This is a genomic window from Pseudomonas sp. NBRC 111119 (genome assembly GCF_001320125.1).
Lineage (GTDB): Bacteria > Pseudomonadota > Gammaproteobacteria > Pseudomonadales > Pseudomonadaceae > Aquipseudomonas > Aquipseudomonas parafulva.
In genome coordinates this window covers 76,514-98,386 of the sequence record NZ_BCAV01000024.1, presented here as the reverse complement: position 1 = coordinate 98,386, position 21,873 = coordinate 76,514, and the positions used below count along the sequence as shown (strand labels likewise).

General features: G+C 63.9%; 17 protein-coding genes. 5 read left to right on the top strand and 12 right to left on the bottom strand.

Features of this window, described 5'->3' with window-relative positions; genetic code table 11:
• The first annotated feature begins 81 nt into the window (after nt 1-81).
• Nucleotides 82-1,977 (top strand): acyltransferase family protein, encoded by a 1,896-nt coding sequence (locus APH25_RS11430; RefSeq protein WP_060482005.1) that lies wholly within the window; start codon nt 82-84, stop codon nt 1,975-1,977.
• Nucleotides 1,978-1,991: 14 nt separating this feature from the next.
• Here APH25_RS11430 and APH25_RS11425 read toward each other — a convergent pair whose 3' ends face one another.
• A complete protein-coding gene (locus APH25_RS11425) occupies nt 1,992-3,368 on the bottom strand; it encodes an L-serine ammonia-lyase (RefSeq protein WP_060482004.1) in 1,377 nt (458 codons plus the stop codon).
• Between the two features lie 146 nt (nt 3,369-3,514).
• Here APH25_RS11425 and APH25_RS11420 point away from each other — a divergent pair, with 146 nt between their 5' ends.
• Entirely contained in the window at nt 3,515-4,471 is a 957-nt protein-coding gene (locus APH25_RS11420; RefSeq protein ID WP_060482003.1) for a LysR substrate-binding domain-containing protein, read from the top strand.
• Here APH25_RS11420 and APH25_RS11415 read toward each other — a convergent pair.
• The 11 genes from APH25_RS11415 to APH25_RS11360 all read right to left on the bottom strand — a co-directional run bounded on the left by APH25_RS11415 (nt 4,465) and on the right by APH25_RS11360 (nt 16,446).
• Nucleotides 4,465-5,886: an undecaprenyl-phosphate glucose phosphotransferase gene (locus tag APH25_RS11415; protein ID WP_028634068.1), complete on the bottom strand. Its 1,422-nt coding sequence runs from the start codon at nt 5,884-5,886 to the stop codon at nt 4,465-4,467. The genes APH25_RS11420 and APH25_RS11415 overlap by 7 nt on opposite strands.
• 109 nt (nt 5,887-5,995) lie before the next feature.
• Nucleotides 5,996-6,736 (bottom strand): WecB/TagA/CpsF family glycosyltransferase, encoded by a 741-nt coding sequence (locus APH25_RS11410; protein ID WP_060482002.1) that lies wholly within the window; start codon nt 6,734-6,736, stop codon nt 5,996-5,998.
• Complete coding sequence (locus APH25_RS11405) at nt 6,736-7,926, bottom strand: glycosyltransferase family 2 protein (protein ID WP_060482001.1); 1,191 nt, start codon at nt 7,924-7,926, stop codon at nt 6,736-6,738. The genes APH25_RS11410 and APH25_RS11405 overlap by 1 nt, the downstream gene beginning before the upstream one ends.
• Nucleotides 7,923-9,125, bottom strand: a complete 1,203-nt coding sequence (locus APH25_RS11400) for a glycosyltransferase family 4 protein (protein ID WP_060482000.1) — start codon at nt 9,123-9,125, stop codon at nt 7,923-7,925. Before APH25_RS11400 ends, APH25_RS11405 begins: the two co-directional genes overlap by 4 nt.
• Before the next feature lie 42 nt (nt 9,126-9,167).
• On the bottom strand, nt 9,168-10,178 hold the full coding sequence (locus tag APH25_RS11395) for a DUF535 family protein (RefSeq protein ID WP_060481999.1): 1,011 nt from the start codon (nt 10,176-10,178) through the stop codon (nt 9,168-9,170).
• Nucleotides 10,179-10,188: 10 nt separating this feature from the next.
• Nucleotides 10,189-11,172, bottom strand: a complete 984-nt coding sequence (locus tag APH25_RS11390) for a glycosyltransferase family 2 protein (RefSeq protein WP_060481998.1) — start codon at nt 11,170-11,172, stop codon at nt 10,189-10,191.
• The gene (locus APH25_RS11385) at nt 11,169-11,693 is read right to left on the bottom strand and encodes a serine O-acetyltransferase (RefSeq protein ID WP_028634074.1); all 525 of its coding nucleotides are present in this window, start codon (nt 11,691-11,693) and stop codon (nt 11,169-11,171) included. Before APH25_RS11385 ends, APH25_RS11390 begins: the two co-directional genes overlap by 4 nt.
• An 8-nt stretch (nt 11,694-11,701) precedes the next feature.
• The gene (locus tag APH25_RS11380) at nt 11,702-12,655 is read right to left on the bottom strand and encodes a glycosyltransferase family 2 protein (RefSeq protein ID WP_060481997.1); all 954 of its coding nucleotides are present in this window, start codon (nt 12,653-12,655) and stop codon (nt 11,702-11,704) included.
• On the bottom strand, nt 12,648-13,265 hold the full coding sequence (locus APH25_RS11375) for an acyltransferase (RefSeq protein ID WP_028634076.1): 618 nt from the start codon (nt 13,263-13,265) through the stop codon (nt 12,648-12,650). The genes APH25_RS11380 and APH25_RS11375 overlap by 8 nt, the downstream gene beginning before the upstream one ends.
• Before the next feature lie 102 nt (nt 13,266-13,367).
• Nucleotides 13,368-14,834: an FAD-dependent oxidoreductase gene (locus APH25_RS11370; protein ID WP_060481996.1), complete on the bottom strand. Its 1,467-nt coding sequence runs from the start codon at nt 14,832-14,834 to the stop codon at nt 13,368-13,370.
• Nucleotides 14,835-15,069: 235 nt separating this feature from the next.
• Nucleotides 15,070-16,446, bottom strand: coding sequence for an oligosaccharide flippase family protein (locus APH25_RS11360; protein WP_060481995.1), 1,377 nt, complete (start codon nt 16,444-16,446; stop codon nt 15,070-15,072).
• Nucleotides 16,447-16,541: 95 nt separating this feature from the next.
• Between APH25_RS11360 and APH25_RS11355 the strand changes: the two genes are divergently transcribed.
• The 3 genes from APH25_RS11355 (at nt 16,542) to galE (ending at nt 21,770) form a co-directional block, all read left to right on the top strand.
• Nucleotides 16,542-18,092, top strand: a complete 1,551-nt coding sequence (locus APH25_RS11355) for an O-antigen ligase (RefSeq protein ID WP_028634080.1) — start codon at nt 16,542-16,544, stop codon at nt 18,090-18,092.
• Entirely contained in the window at nt 18,089-20,689 is a 2,601-nt protein-coding gene (locus APH25_RS11350) for a cellulase family glycosylhydrolase (protein WP_060481994.1), read from the top strand. The genes APH25_RS11355 and APH25_RS11350 overlap by 4 nt, the downstream gene beginning before the upstream one ends.
• Before the next feature lie 97 nt (nt 20,690-20,786).
• Complete coding sequence (gene galE / locus APH25_RS11345; protein WP_060481993.1) at nt 20,787-21,770, top strand: UDP-glucose 4-epimerase GalE; 984 nt, start codon at nt 20,787-20,789, stop codon at nt 21,768-21,770.
• Nucleotides 21,771-21,873: the final 103 nt, after the last annotated feature.

The window sequence follows — 21,873 nt, the reverse complement described above, 5'->3', positions numbered from 1 at the left end:
TAAAAAAACGCACCGCCACCCCAGCGGGCGCTCAAAGGGAAGCGGGCAGTGCTGCCCCGGTTAGTTCAGGATTCCTCACCCATGCAGTTCCACAAGAACATCAACGCCTTGCGGGCGTTGGCTGTGATGTCCGTCGTGCTCTACCACTTCAAGACCGCAGGCCTGAGCGCCGGCTTCATTGGCGTGGATGTGTTCTTCGTGATCTCGGGTTATCTCATGACCCGGATCATCGCCACTGGCCTGCAAGCCGGGCAGTTCTCGCTCATCGCTTTCTATGCCGCCAGGGCGCGCCGGATCATTCCCGCGCTTGCCGCACTGTGCGTGGTGCTGGCCGTGTTCGGTTACTTCTTCCTGCCCACGGACGACTACCGGGAGTTGTTGCGCACCACCAAGGAAAGCCTGCTGTTCACGTCCAACCACTACTTTGCCAAGGACGGCAGCTACTTCGACGCCCCACTGCAGGAAAACTGGCTGCTGCACACCTGGTCGCTGTCGGTGGAGTGGCAGTTCTACCTGCTGTACCCGCTGATACTCATGGCCCTGTTCAGGCTGGGCAATCTTCGTAAGGTGAAACTCATGGTGGCGGCCCTGGGGGTCTGTTCCCTTGCGGCGTCCATGGCCTGCAGCGCCAGCCACCCTGTAGGTTCGTTCTTCCTGTTGCCTACCCGGGCATGGGAAATGATTGCCGGCGGGCTGGTGTACCTGTACCCGCTGAAGCTTTCGGGGCGGGCGGTGGCCGCCTCTGAAACCCTAGGGCTGGCGCTGATTGGCGCTGCCCTGGTGCTGCTGCCACACGACGCTGCCTGGCCTGGTTACCTGGCCCTGGTGCCCGTTGCCGGTGCCATGCTGGTGATCCAGGCCAACTCAAACAGCGCGTTCGCACGCAACCGGTTGCTGCAATTTCTGGGGAAATGCTCGTATTCAATCTACCTGTGGCATTGGCCGCTGGTGGTCTTTCTGTATACCTGCGGGCTGCTGGACAACCCGCTGGCGACCACGGTCGCCATGCTCTTGTCGGTGGGCCTGGGTGCGCTCTCCTACTATGGCGTCGAGGCCAGAACACGCAAAGTGGCACGGCCAGCCATGGGCCTTGCCCGCTACGTTGGCATGGGCCTGCTGGTGGTTGCCGCTGCCGGCGCGCTGGGTTCTGCGGTCAAGCACAACCCTCAGGTGCGCTGGGTCAAGCAGGACGGAAAACCGGAATACGAAAGCAAGCTGTATACCCAGCAGTGCACACCGAACGCATTTGGCGCTTCGCAATGCCAGTTGGGCTCCGGCGAAATCACGGCCATTCTGCTGGGTGACAGCCATGCCCAGTCAACCGCGGCGGCCTTGATGCTGGAAACCGATCAGGCAGCGCTTGGCTGGGCCCGTGCGGGCTGCCCTACCCTGATCGAGTTCCAGATGAACAACAAGGAGGTCGAGCGCAACTGCAAGGCGTTCAATGCCGAGAAGTTCGCGATACTGCAAACAGAGCACCAGGGGGTGCCGCTGTTCCTGTTCAGCCGCGCGGCGCTGTACACCGACCCGCGTCGCCACAGCGGTTACAGCCTGTACTTCGAGGGGGTACAGGACCAGGGCAGCCGTGCGTTCGAGCAGCGGTTCGTCCAGGCTTACACCGACACGGTCTGCATGCTGGCAAGCCACCGGCCCGTGTACATCGTCAAGCCCATCCCGGAAATGCCGTTCAGTGTCTACAAGGGGTTGAACCTGCAGGCGCGGGTTTTGGGCATCAAGGCTGATATCTCAACCCCACTGGCGGGTTACCTGGCCCGCAACCGCCTGGCGCTGTCAGCCATGGACACGGCAGCGGCCACGTGCAACGCCAAGGTCATCGACCCGGTGCCGTACTTGTGCCCTGATGGGAAATGCATGGGGTCCAAGGGTGGAGTGCCGCTGTATTTCGACGACAACCACCTGATCGATGCCGGCAACGAACAATTGCGCGGGTTGTTCAAAGGCACGCTGGCGCGTTAAGCGCCACAGGGGCATCAGCACTCCACAAAGGCGACGGCCAGGCCCCCCCGGGACGTTTCCTTGTAATTGGCGTGCATGTCTGCCCCGGTGTCGCGCATGGTGCGAATCACCCGGTCCAGCGAGATGAAATGCTCACCGTCGCCGCGCAAGGCCATCTGCACGGCGTTGATCGCCTTCACCGCTGCAATGGCGTTACGCTCGATGCAGGGCACTTGCACCAGGCCGCCCACCGGGTCGCACGTCAGGCCCAGGTTATGCTCCAGGGCAATTTCCGCCGCGTTTTCCAGCTGCGGCGGCGTTGCCCCCAGCACCTGCGCCAGGCCGGCGGCAGCCATCGAACAGGCTGAACCCACCTCGCCCTGGCAACCCACTTCGGCACCGGAAATAGAGGCGTTCTTCTTGCACAGGATGCCCACCGCTGCCGCGGCCAGCAGGAAGTCCACCACATCGGCATCAGAGGACGTGGGGTTGAACTTCATGTAGTAGTGCAGCACGGCGGGGATGATACCCGCAGCACCGTTGGTGGGCGCCGTGACCATGCGCCCGCCGGCTGCGTTTTCTTCGTTGACCGCCAAGGCGAACAGGTTGACCCACTCCATGGCGCTGAGGGTCGAGCCGATCACGTTGGGCTTGCCCAGTTCCTGAAGGCTGCGGTGCAACTTTGCCGCACGGCGCTTCACATGCAACCCGCCCGGCAGGATGCCTTCGTTGCGCAAGCCATTGTTCACGCACTCACGCATGGCCGCCCAGATCCGCAGCAGGCCTTCGCGCACGTCTGCCTCAGGCCGCCAGGCACATTCGTTGGCCATCATCAGCTGGGCCACGCTCAAGCCGTGAACCTTGCACAGGCTCAGCAACTGCTCGGCGCTGTCGAATTCGTACGGCAGGGCCACCGCCTGGCTGTTGCCAGCCGGTTGGTCGATTTCTGCCTGCTCGACGATGAAGCCGCCGCCGACCGAGTAGTAGGTCTGGCTGAGCAGGCTGGCGCCGCTGTCGAAGGCTTCGAGGCGCATGGCATTGGGGTGGTACGGCAGGTCTTCGTCCAACAGCAGCATGTCTTGCGCGTAGTCGAAGGTCAGCGGCTGGCTGCCATCGAGCATCAGGCAACGCTCCTGCAACACCTGGCCGATGCGCGAGTCGATGGTGGCCGGGTCGATGCGATCAGGCCATTGGCCCATCAAACCCAACAGGCATGCCCGATCAGTGGCATGCCCCACCCCGGTTGCCGACAGCGAACCGTACAGACGCACTTCGACACGCTGGGCGCGGGCCAGCAGGCCTTGCTCGCGCAACGCCTGGGCAAAGGTTGCCGCAGCGCGCATCGGGCCCACCGTGTGTGAGCTTGAGGGGCCTATGCCGATTTTGAAGAGGTCGAAAACACTGATAGCCATGCTAAAACCTGACCGCTGGATGCCTTGTGGCATGCAACAGATATGCGAAGAAAGTGGGCGCTAGCGCCTGTTATAGGCAATACTGGCCCTCATCCTCTGGAATGACCAACGATACTTCCTAAGCAAGGCTTTAGCAGGGCTAAACAATGCGGCATCAACTCACTGGCCAGTCGTTTGTCTGGCTGCATGTCTTCGCCTGCGCGGCGCGGCACCTGTCGTTCACCCGTTGCGCCGAGGAGCTGCACATCACCCCCGGAGCCGTCAGCCAGCAAATGCGTCAGTTGGAAGACCGCCTGGGCTATCGCCTGTTCGTGCGCCGGGCGCGTGGCGTTGAGCTCAGCGCCGAGGGCCAGCGCCTGGCACAGACCGTGGCTGAGGCCTACGGCAGCATCGAGGCCGAACTGCTGCGCCTGGACGCGGGTGAAATCCGCGGGACTGTGCGGGTGCGCTCGATCCCGTCATTTTTGGCCAAATGGCTGACCCCGCGCCTGCCGCGCTTCCAGCAACGCTACCCGGACATCGAACTGCGGCTGGTGGCTGAAGACAGTGCCCAGGCCCTGACCCCGGGGGACTTCGACCTGGCCATCGACCTGAACGATGGCAGTTACCCGGGCATGCTTTCTACCCCGCTGCTGGCCGAGCAGATCTTCCCGGTCTGCTCCCCCGGCCTGCTGCGTGGCCGCCCGCCCCTGCACGGCCCGGCCGACCTGGTGCACTACCCGCTGCTGCACGACATCACCGCCTGGCGGGGCAGCTCGGAGTATGCAGAATGGGAGTTCTACCTGGAGGGTATCGGCGCCGCCGCGCAGGATGTGCGCCGCGGGCACACCTTCAATCGCAACCACCTCACCATCGAGGCGGCCATTGCCGGCCTGGGCGTGGCCATTGCCCGGCGGACACTGCTCAATGACGAGCTGGAACGTGGCGCGCTGATCGTGCCGTTTGGTGTAGCCATCGCCAACCACAAGCGCTATGTGGTGCACTACCCGCCTGGCGGCCTGAGCCAACCCGGCGCGCGGGCCGTGCATGACTGGCTGGTGGCCGAAGCCCACAGCTTTCGCGCGTTGCACCCGCTAGGCCAGTGCCCGACGCCCACTCAATAGGCGTGCTTGCCGGTAAAAGCGTTGAGGGTGCGCACCAGAATCACGAAATCGAGCCACAGCGACCAGTTGTTGATGTATTCGATGTCCGAATCCACGCGCTGGATCATCTGCTCGATGTCCTTGGTCTCCCCCCGGAAGCCGCGTACCTGAGCCAGGCCAGTCATGCCGGGCTTGATGTTGTGGCGGGCGAAGTAGTCGACGATGTCCTGCGAATACAGGGTGTCATGCTGCAGGGCATGGGGCCTGGGGCCCACCAGCGACATCTCACCGGTCAGCACATTGAACAGCTGGGGCAGCTCGTCGAGGCTGGTGCGGCGGATGAACGCGCCCACCTTGGTCAGCCGGGGGTCGTGCTTCTGCGCCTGCTTGATCTCCCCGCCATCCGGTTGGTGCACGTGCATGCTGCGAAATTTCCAGATACGGAACGACTCACCGGTCCAACCCGTGCGCTCCTGGCGGAAGAACACCGGACCCGGGCTGTCGAGTTTGATCGCCAGGGCCACCGCCAGCAGCACCGGTGAAGCACATAGCAGAATCAGCGCAGCGAGCACTTTGTCTTCCAGGTTTTTCAGGAACAGGCTCATGCCGGTGAGCGGGGTTTCGGAAAGCGTCAGCACTGGGATGCCGGCGATTTCCCGCACGCTGTGGTTGATCAGGCGCAGCGAGAAGATATCGGGCACCCAGTTCACGGCGATGCATTTGTCCAGCAGCTTGAAATACACCTGGTTGATCACCTCGGAACCGCCCAGGGGGGTCACCAGGTAGACGGTGCGGATGGCATGGCGGGCAACGATGTCGTCCAGCTCGCCGATATGCCCAAGCACTGGCAGGCGTTGCTTGGCCTCGGCGGCTTCTGGCGCGTCGGCAGGGGCCGGGCCCAGCAGCACGCAGCCCAGCACCCGTTCGCCGAACCATGGGTTGTTGCTGATTTTCTGGTAGAGGAAATTGGCCAGATCACCCTCCCCGATGATCAGGGCATTTTCCAGGCGGGCGTGGGCCGTGAACCGTTTTTGCAACTCGCGCACGGCGATGTGCATAAAAAGCTGGGCGATGTAGCCAATAATGAACAGCTGCACCACCAACAGCCGGGAATAGGTTTCGCTCTGCTTGGTCAGAAACGCCATCACCACCAGGAAGCAGAAGGTGGCCGACCAAGCCTTGAACAAGCGAAACGCCTTGATCGACAAGCTGACATTGGTGCGGTAGATGGCGTAATGGTCATAGATGACGGCCAGGGCACCGATCAGCAACAGCAGCATGATCACGTAGTCGGAGGTGATGTAGCCAAACTGGTCGTAGATCAGGTACCAGGCGATCCCGGTGACGGCGATGCCGTCCAGGCCCGCCTGAATGGCGTTGCTCACACTGCTTCTGCGCTGAAGCAACGAACGGCTGCTTCGGGGTTCGAAAACCATTTCAGACCTCTTCGGTGTGTGCCTGGCAACTGCCAGCGATCAAACAGCCAACCTGAAAACAGCGTAAGCGAAGCGGGTGAAGCGCCGATGCATTGATCTCACTGTAGCATCATGGCGAGCGGCTGCTGAACAGCAGGGTACGTAGCAGAAACAGCGGGTTACCGGCCACATAGCGCATGAACAGGCGCTTGGGTTCGCGCACCAGGCGGTACAACCACTCCAGCCCGAAGCGCCGCAGCCAGCCCGGCGCACGGCTGACCTTGCCCCCCAGAAAATCCAGAATCGCCCCGCCACAGATGATCAGGCACGGTTGGCCGCTGTCGGCCAGCGCTGCCGCCACGGCTTCCTGCCGTGGCATGCCCATGCCCAGCACGATCAGGTCGGGCCGGTGCTTGCCGGCCAGTTCCAGGTAGGTGTCGATGGCGGCGAACCCATCGTGCACCGACACCGGCTGTACCCCAAAGGTAGCCGCGCAGCGCTGCGCGGCCTGGCCCAGGTAGGGCTGGCGCGTGCCCCAGAACGCCACACGGCGGCCACGGTACGCCCCCAGCAGCCTGGGGATGAAGTCGGTGCCGTTCATGTTCAGGCCCGGCGCCAGCCCCAGCCTGCGGTACAGAATGGCCATGCCCGAACCGTCGCGCAACAGCACGCCTGCCGACAGCAGCGCCTGGCAGTAGGCGCTGTCGCGCACTACCAGGTTCATGGCATGGGCGTTGACGAAACCCAGTACGGTAGGCGCAGTGGGGGCGGCGAGCTGCGCAAGCAGCCCCTGGGCTGCGTCATTGTTCTGCACAACCTGCAGCTGATCGATGATGCGTTGCCAGCGCTGCCGCCAAAGTCGTCGAGGCATCAGTCGTCATCCCGTTTGGAGCGCACCCACTCGACCTGGCGCTTGATCAGAAAGCCCAGGTACAGCGGGATTTTGCGGGCGGCATAAAAAGGCGCGTACAGCAGCACCGAGAACGGAATGACCTCCCGGCAGAAGCGCAACCAGGCCAGGCCAACGGCAAGCGCCAGCAACACAAGCGCCCAGAGGGCTAGCCAGGCTGGCGTTGCCAGGCCCAGCACGGCGTAGGCCAGCCAGGTCAGCAGATTCAGCCCGAGCAAGGCCAGCACCAGCAGCGCCAGGGGCGGCACCAGCAGGTCCAGGGTCAGGGCTGCCAGGGCACCGTTACGTTGCTGCACCGCAGCCATGGCCCGCCGCGGGGCATCGGCCAGAATCAGGCCCAAGTGGCCATGCTCCCAACGGGTGCGCTGGCTGTTGAGGCCCTGCTGGCTCACCGGAAACTGGCTGGTCACCAACGCCTCGGGGCAGAACAGCGGGGGCTTGCCCTGCTGGCACAGGTCCAGCCCGAGTTTAATGTCTTCGACCAAGTGGCCGTTGGCCAGGTCGACCCCCGCCAGGTCCTGCCAACGGAACGCCATGCCAGCCCCCATCAGCTGGCACGGCAACCCCAGGCGGGCCCAACCCCGTGGGCGCACCAGGTTTTTTACCCGCCAGGCAAATTCGGCGACCTGCACTTTCGCCCCGGCACCTGCCGGTGCGCGCATCAGGTACAGCCCCTGCACCGGCCTGCCGGCCTCGACGCAGCGCCGTGCCAGGCGCTCGATGGCGCCCTCGCCCACCACGCAGTCGGCATCCACCACGATCATCACGTCCGGGGCCTGGCTGGCCAGGTGGCGCAGGCCGAAGTCCAGCGCATAGCCCTTGCCACGCAACCGTGCGTCCTGGCGCTCGACCACCTCAGCGCCGGCAACGCCCGCCAGCCGTGCGGTGTCATCGGTGCAGTTGTCCGCAACCACCAGCACTCGGTCGCCGGGCAGCAGCTGGGGGGTGATGCTGGCCAGGGTAGTGGCGATGATCGACGCCTCGTCATGGGCGGGCACCAGTACCGCCACCGGCGGCCTTGCACCACCGGCCATCGGCCGTTGCCGGGGCGCGGGCAGGCATGCCAGCACCACCTGCAGCAAAAGCACCAGCACCGGCACCAGGGCGATCAACGCCAGCATGCCCAGCAACCCACCCAATACACTAATCATGCGTCTGCCTTGAAATAACCGGCCAGCCGGGCCGCCTCGGTATCAATGTCATGGCGTTGCAGTACACGGTGGTAAGCCGCGTCGCCCATGCGCTGCAGGTTCTGCACCGGTTGCGCCAGGCAGTCAGCCATGGCTTCGGTCAGTTGCTCCACATCGCCAGCCGGCACCAGCCAGCCATTTTCACCAGGGCGTACCAGTTCGGGGATGCCCGCTACATAGGTAGTGAGTACTGGCCGGCGCAAGGCCATGGCCTCCATGATGACCACGGGCAGGCCCTCGGCAAAGCTGGGTAAAACCAGCGCACGTGCTGCGAGGATTTCTTCACGCACCTGTGCGCTGCTGATCCACCCTGTCACCCGTACATGGCGCTGCAGCCCGTAGCGGTCAATCAGCCGCTCAATCTCCCCGCGCATCTCGCCATCACCTGCCAGCACCAGCTCGAACGCAGTCGCCTCGGCGGCGAGCCTGCGCGCCGCCTCCAGCAACAGCAACTGCCCCTTCTGTTCGCACAAGCGCCCCACGCACACCAGCCTGGGCGCAGCGGGCACCGCTACAGCCGGTACCGCATGAAAGGCCTGCTCAAGGCCACAATGCACCACTTTTATCCGGGGCCAGTGCTCGTGGGCCACCCAACGGTACAACTGGCTGCGCCCATAGGCGCTGACGGCTGCCACGAACGCGGCGCGTCGGGCCTTTTCACCCAAGTGCAGGAACTGCGGTTTATCGAACTCTTCAGGCCCGTGCACGGTAAAGCTGTACGCAGGGCCACCCAGTGCGTTGGCCAGCATCACCACCTCAGCCGAATTGGTGCCGAAATGGGCATGCACATGGCTGGCCCCACTGGCCTGCAACCACTGCAGCAACTGGCAGGCCTCGGCCAGGTAGATCACATGGTAGGGCCAGGCCCGATCGGCCCGGCGGCCCATGCCCAGGGCCAGGCACAATGCCTGAAGGAACCGCCGGGGTTGATGGCGCAGTGCGTGCCAGGTGGGTGCGATCAATGCACGCAAGCCGCCTTGCAGCACGTAACGGGTCTTGAGCTTTTCACTGGCATCGTCGGCGTCCTGCACCTCGGCATCCCAACCCCGCAGCGCCAGACGCTGCACCTGCACACCCAGGCGCTCCAGCGCCAGGATCTCGCGGCGGATGAAACTGTGGCTCACCTTCGGGTACTGATTGATGAAGTAGGCGATACGCATACGAATCCAGATCCAAACCCGCTTGATGGCCTAGCGCCTGTGTCAGCCCTGTTCCTGGCTGCCGATCACCGGCGGTCTGCCCACTGCCGATACACGCTCAACGCATGCATCCCCCTGTTTACCTTGTAGTTCATGGTTGCCACCCGCGCCCGCCAATGCCCCCTGCAAACCTGCGAAAACCTCCAGCAACAGCGCATGCCGGCGCCGGTACATAGCACGCTTTTTGGCCGGGATGTCCGCCTCGGCGCGCTGTGCGGCCACCAAGGGTATGGCGAAGAAGCCTTCACGGTGCGACGCCATGCCGCCGCTCTCCTGCCAGATAACGTCATAGTCCGCTGCCAGGGGCTTGCCCTCGTCTTGGCCGAAGTAGGCGTGCCGATGGTGGCGGTAAGCGTCGCTCACGGCGTTGATTTCCGCCACGCCCAGGCACCGGGCCAGGCATTTGAGCGCCTCCAGCAGCAGGCTGCGGGGGCGCAGGCCTTCGAAATCCTTGGTCAGGTCGCGGTAGATGGCCAGCGAGGTGTCGCTGTCGATACCCCTGTGGATGCCCTGCACGGCACCGACGAACATCACCAGCGGCCCTTCGCTGCGGCTAAGAGTGAACGCCAGCGAAGCGACCCGCAGCTCACCCTGGAACAGGTTCAGCACCAGCTCGCCCTCGCGCTTGAACCAGATTGGGCGGTCCAGTACCAGGCTGCAACCCGCAGCGTGGGCAGAAAGGTCGTACAGCACGATGGACTGATCCCGGCCCTCCACCAGCAGGTGCGGAAATTGGCCAGCCACCACTTCAAAGTGCGCAGCCACCGCCTCCAGCCGGCGCGGCGCCGCCCAGCCCCGGCTGATGTACGGCCATTGCACGACGCCTATGCCGTCCATGCCCAGCCGCTGCCAGCAATCAGGCCCCAACGCTGCCTGCATGCGTTGCATGAACCGGCCCAGGTCGTGTCGGTGGATGAGCATCTGCTGCACCAGCCGGCGCTTGCTGTTCAATGCCCGTAACGAGTAACCCGGTTGCAGGCTGGATACGCTTTTGACGAGGGTGCCGAGCATCATGGGTGGGCTCTCACTTGTACTCGATCAACGTCGATTTGCCGGCCAGCAGGCGCTGGCGCCAAAATTTCAGCTGCCCCAGCATTTCCGGAAACTTGCCAATGACCAGAAACACCGCCTGCAGCCAGTTTTCCTTGGGGGTGCGCTGACCACGACGGGCCAGGCGCACGACCTGCACCGGGTACACAGCCAGCAGCAACAACCCCCAGGCGCCCAGCGCCAGGCAGGCTAGCACCACCACCAACGGTACGCCCAGGCCCCACAGCCATGCCCGGCGGGACTCCTGCAGCCAGTGCCGCTCAGGGGGCGCACCGTGCAGTTGCGCGCCTTCGGCATAGGCAAAGCCGGCCCGCTGGGAGCGCCGCCACCATTGGCTGAAACGGGTCATGGCCGCGTCGTGCAGGGTCATCTCGGCGTCCAGGCGCCAGACCTTCCAGCCTGCAGCCCGCAGGCGTACGCACAACTCGGGCTCCTCGCCCGCGATCAGGCCTGGGCGAAACCCACCGACGGCGTCAAAGGCCTGTACCCGCATCAATGCATCGCCGCCGCAGGCCTTGGCCTCGCCCACCGGGGTGTCCCACTCCATGTCGCAAAGCAGGTTGTAAGGCGTTTGCCGGGCAAAACGCTCGCGGCGGCGCCCGCACACCACTGCGACATCGGCGTGCTGCTGCAAAAAAGCCTGGGCGGTAGCCAGCCAGCGCGGGGCCACCTCGCAATCGCCGTCAACGAATTGCACCCAGTGCAAGCTCGGCACTGACCGCAGCAGGGTTGCAAAGCCTTCATTGCGGGCGCGGGCAGCGGTAAAGGGGATGCGCAGGTCCAGCGCGAGTACCTGAACACCCAGGCTTTGCGCCAGTGCCACAGAGCCATCCGTGGAGCCGGAGTCGACGTACACCACGCTGTCGGTGCGCTCAGCCAGGGACTGAAGGCAGCGCGCCAGGCGCTGGCCTTCGTTGCGGCCAATCACCACCACGCCAAGCTCGGGCGTAACGCTCACTCGACAGCCTCCGCACCGGCTGTGCGCCTGGCCTTGACCGTGGCAGGTACTCCCACCGCAATGCAGTCGTCCGGCACATCCACCAGCACTACGGCATTGGCCCCGATGATCACGTTGTTACCGATGCGGATTTCCCCCAGCACCTTGGCCCCGGTGCCGATATCCACGTTATCGCCGAATACCGGCGCCACCGGCCTGTCCACCCGTTTCAGCCCCACGACCACGCCATTGCGGATACGGCAATTGTCACCGAAGCGCGCATAGCCACTGACGACGATGCCGCCGAAGTGGTCGATGACGAAATTGCGGCCAATCACCGCTTCGCAGGGCAACTCGACGCCGGTGATGATCTGTACGAACTTGAACAGCACTTTGTAGATGAACGAAAACAGCTTGCGCAACAAGGCCGGGCGCACCCCGTAGCGCCAGCGCCCGAAGCGGTACACCAGCAGCACCCAGAACCCCTGTGCGCCCCAATCGCCCCCATGGGCCCGCAGGTCGGCACGAATATTCTCGAACATGGCGCGTACTACCTCGTGGGTTGGGTGGCGTAGCGGGTTTTGAGCAGCAATGCCCACGTCGCCTTGCTATGGCGCCAGCAGGCCAGCAACGCAGCCCGCCCCCGGCGCTTGAGCAAGGCCTTGAGCGCCAGCACCAGGTCGCCCAGGCTGACCAGCAGCATGTGCAAGGCCAGGCCGGCAATGCCGTGGTGTTTGCGAAAGTACAGCAGCTCGCTTTCGATCTGGTAAGCAGAGATCTGCCGGCTGGCCGCCTCCAGTTCAGCTACCGACTTGGAGCTTTCGCCACCGATGTGCACCACCGTGGTGTCGGGGTAGAACACCACCTTCCACCCCGCGGCCTTGACCCGCTTGCAGTGGTCCACCTCTTCGTAATAGAGGAAGAACCGTGGGTCGAACAGGCCCACCTGGTCCAGCACTTCACGGCGTACCAGGTAGAAGCAGCCGGGCAGCCAGTCGCATTCGCGTACCGAGGCATGGTCCCAGCCCATCTCGTCGACCATTTTCAGCCCGGGGAAAAACCGCCCCAAACCCGTACGCCCTGCAAACACATTCAACGGAGTGGGAAAGTACCGGCAGCTTGGCTGCAGGTCGCCATCACGCCCTTCCAGCCTGACGCCGAGCACCCCACATTGGGGATCGCTTTCCATGTACGCTAAGGTTCTGCGCAGGGTGTCGGCGGCCACGAACGCATCGGTATTGAGCAGCAACGCATAGCGGCCCTGCAGGTGCGCCAACAGCTGATTGTTGGCGCGGCCGAACCCCACGTTCTGTTGGTTGGCCAGCACTACAGCGCCGGGGCAGACTTCGGCCAGGCGTCGTACGGAGTCGTCGGCCGACGCATTGTCGACCACCAGGTAACGGGCCAGGTCATCACTGCCGGCCTGCCGCAAAGCGTCGAACATGGGCTGCAGCAAAGCGCCAGTGTTGAAATTGACCACCAGCACATCCACGGGCTTAGCCATTGTCGCTGTCCCCGAAGAAGTACTGGCGCCGCTGCGCCATCAGCAGTGGCTCGACCTCTGGGTCGTAGGCGCCGTTGCGCTGCTTGACGATGTCGATCCAGGGGTAGGCCTCACAGCGGGCTTCCACCCGTTTGATCAGCGCGTCGGTGGTGCAGATAAAAGTGGCCGGGTTACCGCCATACACCGTGCCGGGCGGCACATCCTTGGTCACGACGGCACCTGCGGCCACGATCGATTCCGGGCCGATGGTCACCCTGGGCATGACGATGGCGCCGTGGCCGACGAAGCAGTTGTCCTTGATGTCGATGAAACCGACTGAATCCAGGTGCTTGCCGAAGCGGTGCTCGATCAGCAACACCACCCCGTCGTGCCCGATCAGGGTGCAGTCGGACAACCCCACACTGTTGCCGATGCGCACCAACGACGGGTCGGTGATGTTGCAGCCCTGGTTGACATAGAAGTTACTGCCCACCGAATGAAAGCCACCCCAGCGGGCCAGGTAAGCCCCCCACTCCAACCCGGACGGGTTGCAGAATTTCTTGTAGAACGCGCGTCCTCGCCCTGTGGAGTGCGCATAGTGCGTCACGGCTCTGCGTATCCATCCGATCATGCTGCCTGGCCTCGCGATCAATGCAATCCAAATAGTCCCTGAAGCGCCACGGTCTCGTTCTTGTGGTTGCTGACCGGTGCGCGCTCATGCCCTGTCGCTTTTTTACGCCGCTGCGCTGCGGTCTGCGCTGATCCTCCCGTCAAGGTGCTCGGCCAGGCGTACGGCAAATTGCAGCAGCGGCATGGTCGGGTTGGAAGCACCGCCGGTGGCAAAGATGCTGCTACCCGCCGCATAGAGGTTGTCGGTACCGAACACCTTGCAATCGGTGTCCACCACCCCGTGCTGAGGTGAAGCGGCCATGCGGGTGGTGCCCATGTGGTGGGCGTGGGGCGAGAGTTTCAGCGGTATTGACGTGTCGTAGACGTAGTCGTTGAGCTTGACGAAGCCCAGTTCCATGTCAGCCCACTGTGTGGCCAGCGTGGTACCGATGCACTTGATGGTGTTGCGGTCCTCGGCGGTGAGCACCCAGTTGACGTTGACCTTGGCCACGCCCAGGGCGTCCTTCTGCTCCAGCAACGAGATACGGCTTTGCAGGCTGGGGAACTGCTCGATCATGGTGCTGATCACCCCATCACCCGGGCAGCTGAAGCGGGCCACGAATTCCACCTTGCCGGCCACGCCCATGTCACAGGCCAGGTTTTCCAGAAAATGCTTCACCTCGGCCGTGCGGCCGTAGGTTTGCACCTCAGCCAGCAGCGCGGCCCTGACGTTGCCCTTGCCGATCTTGTACTGCTCGACGAAGGCGTCGGTGGTGTAGTACTCGCGGGCTTCCTGGTCCAGCCCGGGCTTGAGAATGAAGGTACCCATGTCGACGTTCAGGTGCTCCATGAAGCACCCGCCCACCAGCCCGCCCTTGCTGATCACACCGGCATCTGCCAGCGACTGGCTGTTGAGCAACTGCCGGGCATTTTCAATGGCGCCCGCGGCCAGGATGAAATAGCGCGCCACCTGGCGCTGGCGGTTGCCCTCGTAATCAGACAGCACCACTGCCGCCAGCCGGCCAGCGGCACTGTCGAATTCCAGGTCGACGCAATTGCAGTTGAGGAACACGTCCAGGCCCTCGGTCTGCTCCAGGGCCGTGGCGTACTTTTGCGCAAACCGGGTGGGCGGGCTGAGCAGAAAGCGGTCCGGGTCGAATTCACCGCCATCCAGGCCGGTATTGATGGCCTTGAACGGCGCGCCGGCAGGCAGGTCGACAATGTCCATCGCCGCCGGCAAATAACGCTCGATTTCCTCATAGGGGATGGGCCAGCCCGGCAGGTCGCCCGGGGGCGCGATCGTGAAATCCGAGGGGCTGAACGGCCGGCAGCGGCCTGCCCAATGGTTGGACGTACCGCCCAGGTAACGCAGCCGGGCTTCCTCGGCATACAATTGCAGGCCGCTGGATGAGCAGGCGTACAGCCCTTGGGAGCGGGGCGAATATGCCTGCCCGCCGCCCTCGGCCAGCAATACGCTGTGGCCGGCAGTTGCCAGGCGCAGCGCCAAGGTGATGCCCGCAGGGCCTGCGCCGATGATGCACACGTCATAGCTGCCCCGCAGCGTTTTCTGCTGCTGATAATCGGCAATCATGCCGGCTGGTCCCGAAAATACCGGGCGGGCAACACCCAACCGTTGATTACCACGAAGCCCGCCTGCCCGGCAGGCCTGGCCGCCAGCACCGCCCGGGGGCCAAGCACTGCGCCCCCCACGCCCAACAGTACGCAACTCTGCAGAAAGCCCCTACGACCCACTTGCGACGCACACACTGTCAGCTTCCCCATGATCACCCGACCCGTCCCCAAGAAAGTTACACTTGCCTGCCCCACTACAGCCGCTCGAATACCGCCGTGAGCAATGCCCCGCACAGGGCGCCGACCAGCAGCATCGGCAACACCACCAGTTCACGTTTCAGGCTGAATATCCCCAGCTTGCAATTCACGTACACGATCAACACCAGCGTGGGGGCGGTATGCAGGGCGACGCCCCAGATCGCCCAGTCCACCCCGCCCAGGGCCAACAGCAGCGGCAGCAGCCCCCACAGCGATACCAGGCGGATGATGTTGTCCATGGCCTGGTACTTGGTCAGCCCCAGGGCAATCCATACCTGATGCGCCAATGTATAGCGCAATGTAAGGAAAGAGAGTGAAAGAATCGCGAGCATCGGCCCAGCCTCGCTGTAACGCTCGTCGTACATCCAGCCGATCAGCAGTGGGCTGGCGGTCAGGAAGCCGCCGCAGACAAACAGCACCAGCAGGTCTACCAACAGGCGAAAGCGCTGGTACAGGGCGTTCAGGCGCGGCCGGTCATCGGCACGCGCCGCTTCACTGAATGCGGGCAGAGCCACGGCCCCCACCACCTTCATGATTGCCATCTGCACGGCACCGAGGATCAGCACCGCAATGGAGTACACGCCCAGTTGCGCAGCCGTCATGCTGGCGCCAAACCAGATGCGGTCGCCGTACATGGCCAGCACCCCTACCATCGATGACAACAGGATCCAGCGGCCAAACACAATCAGCTCGGTTAGCGCACTGCGGTCCCACTGCAACCGGTTGCCGTGGCCTTCCAGCGCGGTATGCCCCAGCACCGTCCACACCAGCGCCGACACCAGCCCGGCGATCACCAGCGCCCAGATGGAATGGGTGAGGTAGCCCAGCACCAGCATCACCAGCAAGCCGACCAGTTGCGAAGCCAGGTCTACCAGCACCACGCGCTTTTGCTGGAAGGTGCGCACCGCCACATCCAGCTTGGTCGACTGAAAACCCCAAATCACCGCAGACAGGCCGGTGGCAGCCAGTACCCAGGGCAGTACCGGTGCCGCATAGGTGGAATCGGCAGGCCACACGTTCTCCACCTGGGCCAGCCAGGCCAACAGCGACAGCAGCAAGGTCAGGGCGAACAAAGTGAAGCCGCGGATGATCTGCACGGTCCAGGCGGTATTGAGAAACGCAGGGTCATCACCCCGGTGGCTCTGGATGATGTTCTGCCGAAGGCCCACGTCTGAGAGCAAGTGCAGCAGTACGGATACCGTGGTAGCAATCACCATCACGCCGAACATTTCCGGGAGTAGAAGGCGCGCCATGACCAGGTTGCCACCCAGGCGCATGAGCTGCGATGCCACCTGCGACACCAGGTTCCACGACCCGGCATGCAGGGCCCGCGAGCGCAGGCTGGCGGCGGCTGGCACATCAATCGACGGCATGCGTTCAATCTCTGACTGAATGGCTAAAAGTCACTATAGTTTCATTTAGCCACGTTGCTAGCCGTTGCCCACCAAGGGAAAGGTGTACATAGCCGATGCCTGAACATTTACGCGCGCTGATCGTCATCCTGTTTCTGGCAACCGTGGTTTTCGTGCTGGCTCGCCGGCCAGCCACCGACCTGATTCCACCCGCCGACTTCAAGCGCAGGCGCAACCTGTGGTTCGTGTTGACGGTGCTGGCGTTCGTGTCCCAGAGCTTCTGGCTGTACGTCATTGCGGCGGGCGTGATCCTGTACCTGGCCGGGCGCCGGGAGCACAACCCCACGGCGCTGTTCTACATGCTGCTGTTCCTGATCCCCCCTGCGGCGGTACAGGTGCCAGGGTTTGGCGTGGTCAACTACCTGGTCGATCTCAACCACATCCGGCTATTGACCCTGTGCGTGCTGTTGCCGGCGGCCCTGGCACTGCGCCGTCAACCCGACGGGCTGCGCTTTGGCCGTACCTGGGCCGACCGGCTGCTGGCGGCCGGCCTGTTGCTGATGGGCGGGCTGTACCTGCGCGAAACCACGCTCACCGACACCCTGCGCCAGGCCCTGTACCTGTACATCGATGTGTTCCTGCCCTACTACGTTGCCAGCCGCGGCCTGCGCCAGCTCAGTGAGTTCAAGGACGCGCTGCTGGCCTTCGTGCTGGTGTCATTTGTGCTGGCGATCATTGCGGTGGCCGAATACGTGCGGCACTGGCTGCTGTACAGCGCGCTGATCGACGCCATGGGCGTGCCCTGGACCCTGTCCGGTTACCTCAGCCGAGGCGGGGCATTGCGTGCCAGCGTCACTACCGGGCAGGCCATCGTGCTGGGTTACGTGATGAGCGTAGCCATTGGCTTGTTCCTGTTTGTGCAGGGGTACGTACGCCGCCCGCTTCACCGGCTGATGGGCGCACTGTTGCTGGCTGCCGGGCTGTTTGCGCCGTTGTCCCGGGGGCCGTGGATTGGCGCGGTGGTTATCGTGGCGGTGTTCATTGCCTTGGGCAGGGGGGCGGTAAAGCGCCTGACGCTGCTGGCAGCGGCCGGCATGCTCGCCCTGCCCTTGCTCAGCGTGGTACCGGGTGGTGACAAGGTACTGGACCTGCTGCCATTCATTGGCAACCTGGAAAAAGAAAACATCACCTATCGCGAACGGCTGATGGACAACGCCTGGATCGTGATCCAGCGTAACCCGCTGTTCGGCTCGTTCGATTTCCGCAACACGCCGGAAATGCAGTCGATGATCCAGGGCGAAGGCATCATTGATATCGTCAACACCTACATCAACCTGGCGCTGCGGGTGGGGCTGGTGGGGCTGGGCCTGTTCGTGGCGTTCTTCGCGGTGGTACTGCATGGCATCTACAAGGCCATGCGCAGTTTCGAAGACAAGGACGACGAGCGAAGGCAGCTGGGCCGGGTGCTGCTGGCCACGCTGGTCGGCATTCTGGTCATCATCTTCACCGTCAGCAGCATTACCTTCATCCCCATCGTGTACTGGTCAATCGCGGGCATTGGTGTGGCCTATGTGCACATGGTGCGCAGGCTTCACCAGCGCCAGGCGTTGCCGCTGGCAGACCCCGCCACCGGCCCCAGGCCCTCCCTTCCCAGGAACTTGCCATGACCCCGCACCGGCTGCGATCCCTGCTGCGCCTTTCTACCCTGGCCGCACTGGCCGTGCTGCCACTGGCCGGGTGGGCGACGGCCTGGCAAGTGAGTGTCGATGAAAGCAATGGCTTGCCCACCGTGACTCGGGGCGGCGGGCCCGTGATGACGGCCAAGTTCGACTTCTGGGCAGGGAACTGGAGCTGGACGGCCTTCCAGACCGGGTTCAAGGTAGACGGCCCCTACCAGTACAGCCTGCAAGGGCAGAACAAGGCACTGGACTTCGACCTGCAGGCCAGCATCGGTAAAGAACAGCCACAAACCCTCGTCTGGGTCTTCGACCTCACCGCCCACAGCCGCCAGGCCGGGGTAATGGGTGGCGGCATCATGTTCCAGTTCGACCCCGCCCAGATCAGTGGCGAAATGGGCCCGCCACACCTGTTGCCCGGCAACAGCGGCTGGTCGTGGGGCAATGCAGACAAGGGGCGGCGCGTGGAAATGCGCTTCGACCCGCCACTGGCCAACATCTACTTCGAGCGGGGCAACCCGGCCGAGCTCCGCGCTTTTCTGTACAAAGACCCGATCACCCCGGGCAAGCAGCAGATAAAAGCCGTGCTCAACGTGACCGGCGACATCGCCCTGGCGCCCACGGCCACTGAACGCTTTGGCCTGGTAGACCCCGCCAGCTGGCCAGACGACCAGTTGGACTGGCGCACCTCCCCGGTGGACCTGTCGTTTCTCAACGCCCAGGAAAAGCCTGCCGGCAAGCACGGCTTCCTGAAGGCTGAGGGCGAGCGATTGCTGTTCGAGGACAACACCCCGGTGCGCTTCTGGGGCACCAACCTGTCGGCCTACTCATTGTTCAAAAGCCCTGACGAAGAGATTCGCCAGCAAGCCAAGCGGCTGTCGGCGCTGGGGTTCAACCTGGTGCGCCTGCACCACCACGACTCGCCCTGGGTCAGCCCCAACGTGTTCGGCGATGGCACACGTGTGCGCGATACCCGCCAGCTGGACGCCGAAGCCCTGCGCAAGCTCGACCTGTGGATCAAGGCGTTGAAGGACGAAGGCATTTACATCTGGCTGGACATGCATGTGCAAAGGGCGCTTGCCGCAGGCGACGGCATCGATGATTTCGACGAACTGGCCAAGGGCGGCGACCGGGTTGACCTCAAGGGCTACGCCTACGTCAACGCCAGCATCCAGCAGGCGATGAAGCGCTTTGCCGAGCAATACCTGACCCACGTGAATGCCTACACCGGGCTTGCCTACAAGGATGACCCGGCCATCGCCGCCGTGCTCATCACCAACGAAAACGACATTACCCAGCATTACGGCAACGCGCTGTTGCCCGACAAAGGCGTACCGCAGCACAGTGAGCGTTATATGGCTGCCGCCAAGGCATTCGCCAGGCAGCACGACCTGCCAGCGGACCAGACCTGGCGCGCCTGGGAGCACGGTCCGTCAAAGCTGTTTCTCAATGACCTGGAACAGCGCTTCAATGCCGACATGATCGCGCACCTGCGGGGCCTGGGGGTGCGGGTGCCGATTGCCACCACCAGCACCTGGGGTGGCAACGGGCTGAGTGCCCTGCCCGCGTTGAGCGTGGGTGATGTGATCGATGCCCACAGCTACGGTGCCGGCGGCCAGCTGGAGAAGAACCCCCTCACCAGCGATGGCATGATCGACTGGCTGGCGGCTGCCCAGGTGGTCGGCAAGCCGCTGACCGTTACCGAGTGGAATGCCGAGCCATTCCCCCTGCCCGACCGCCATTCACTGCCGCTGTACGTGGCCGGCACCGCCAGCTACCAGGGCTGGGACGCGATGCTGCAATACGCCTACAGCCAGCAGGCGTTCAACCCCGGTTGGCGCACCGCGGACAACTGGCATGCCTACAACGACCCGGCCATGCTCGCCACCCTGCCCGCAGCCGCCCTGTTGTACCGCCGCGGCGATGTGCAACTGGCCAAGACCCACTTCGTGTTCGCCCCGCCACCTGCCACCTTGTACAACCAGGAAATCACCCCACGCACCTCGGCACTGCTGCGCACGGCAGTGGGCCTGGGCCAGTTGCAGATCGCGCTGCCGGTGACGCCAGAACTGCCATGGCTGAAACCTGCCGCCGTGCCCGCTGATGCGCAGGTGTTGGTTGACCCCGGGCAAGCGTTGCTGCCAGCCGATGCCAGCCACGTGGTCAGTGACACGGGAGAGCTGTCGCGCAACTGGCAACAGGGCATCTACACCATCGACACCCCACTGACCCAGGCGGCTACCGGTTGGCTGGGCGAGCGCACCCTCACCTTGGGTGCCATCGAGATCAAGGCCCATACGCCTTATGCCAGCGTGGCAGTGCAGAGCCTGGACGGCGAGCCTCTGGGCCAATCCCGCAGCCTGCTGCTGTCGCTGGGCACCCGCGCTGTCCCCAAGGCCGATGACAAGACGCCCTTCTACGTCGAGCCGCTCAAGGTCGACCTGAGCATCAAGGCACCAGCCGGCCTCAAACTGTTCGCCCGAGATGCCCAGGCCCAGCTCAAGCCGCTGCCGCTCAGCTACAAGGATGGGCATTACCGCATCTCGCTGGATGGCAGCTACATGTCCAATTGGCTGTTCTTGAAATAGGGCATATGGCCATCTACGCTCAGGTCACCTGTGACCCACCTGCACGTTCCTGGGGCAGTTCACTGCATGCGTCAATGGCAGCTTCGCGGAGGTGGGCATGAGGTATCTGGTGGTCGGGGGTTCGGGCTATATCGGTTCGCACATGGTCAACCACCTGCTGGAGGCGAGCCATGAGGTGGTGGTCGCCGACCTGGTATCACCCGGCCCGGGTATCTGCTGGGCCAGGCTGGACATTGCCGACGAGGCGGCGCTGGACCTGCTGTTCGGCATGTACCGGTTTGATGCGGTGTTCCACTTTGCTTCGTTCATTCAGGTGGGCGAATCTGTCAGTGCACCCGGCAAGTACTACCAGAACAACGTAGCCGCGACGCTGGCCCTGCTGCAGGCGATGGTAAATGCCGGCGTCAGGCACCTGGTGTTTTCGTCGAGCGCTGCCGTGTATGGCGACCCGCAGGCGGTGCCAATCAATGAAGCGCACCCCAAGGCGCCGATCAACCCATATGGGCTGAGCAAGTGGATGGTGGAGCAGATACTGGAGGATTTCGACCGCGCATACGGCTTGAAGTCTGTGTGCCTGCGCTATTTCAACGCAGCGGGCGCAGACCCGCGAGGCCTGCTCGGCGAGCGGCACGAGCCGGAGACGCACCTGATTCCGCTGATTCTGCAGGCAGCGTCGGGTCGGCGTGAAGCCGTGACGGTGTTTGGCCGGGACTACGACACCCCCGACGGCACCTGCATCCGTGACTACGTGCACGTGAACGACCTGGCAGCGGCCCATGCACTGGCCGTGGATTACCTGATGGCGGGCGGTGAGCGGGCTGCATTCAACCTGGGCAATGGCCTGGGGTTCTCGGTGCAACAGGTAATCGACACGGCGCGCACGGTCACCGGCCGGCCCATCGCCACCCTGGACGCCCCCCGCCGCCCCGGCGACCCACCCAGGCTGGTGGCCGATGCCACCCAGGCCATGCAGGTGCTGGGGTGGCAGCCGGCCTATGCGGCGCTTGAACAGATCGTGCTGCATGCGTGGCAGTGGGAGTTGCAATACCCGTGGCCGGCGCGTGGGGCCATTCGCGGGTGAACCCGCTCCCACAGGGTGGGTTGCACGTAGAAGGGCTGGAACGCAGCTCCAGCGATACCAGCGTTGGGTCACAGGTTGCAGGGGGCGCCAGGCGCCCCATCGC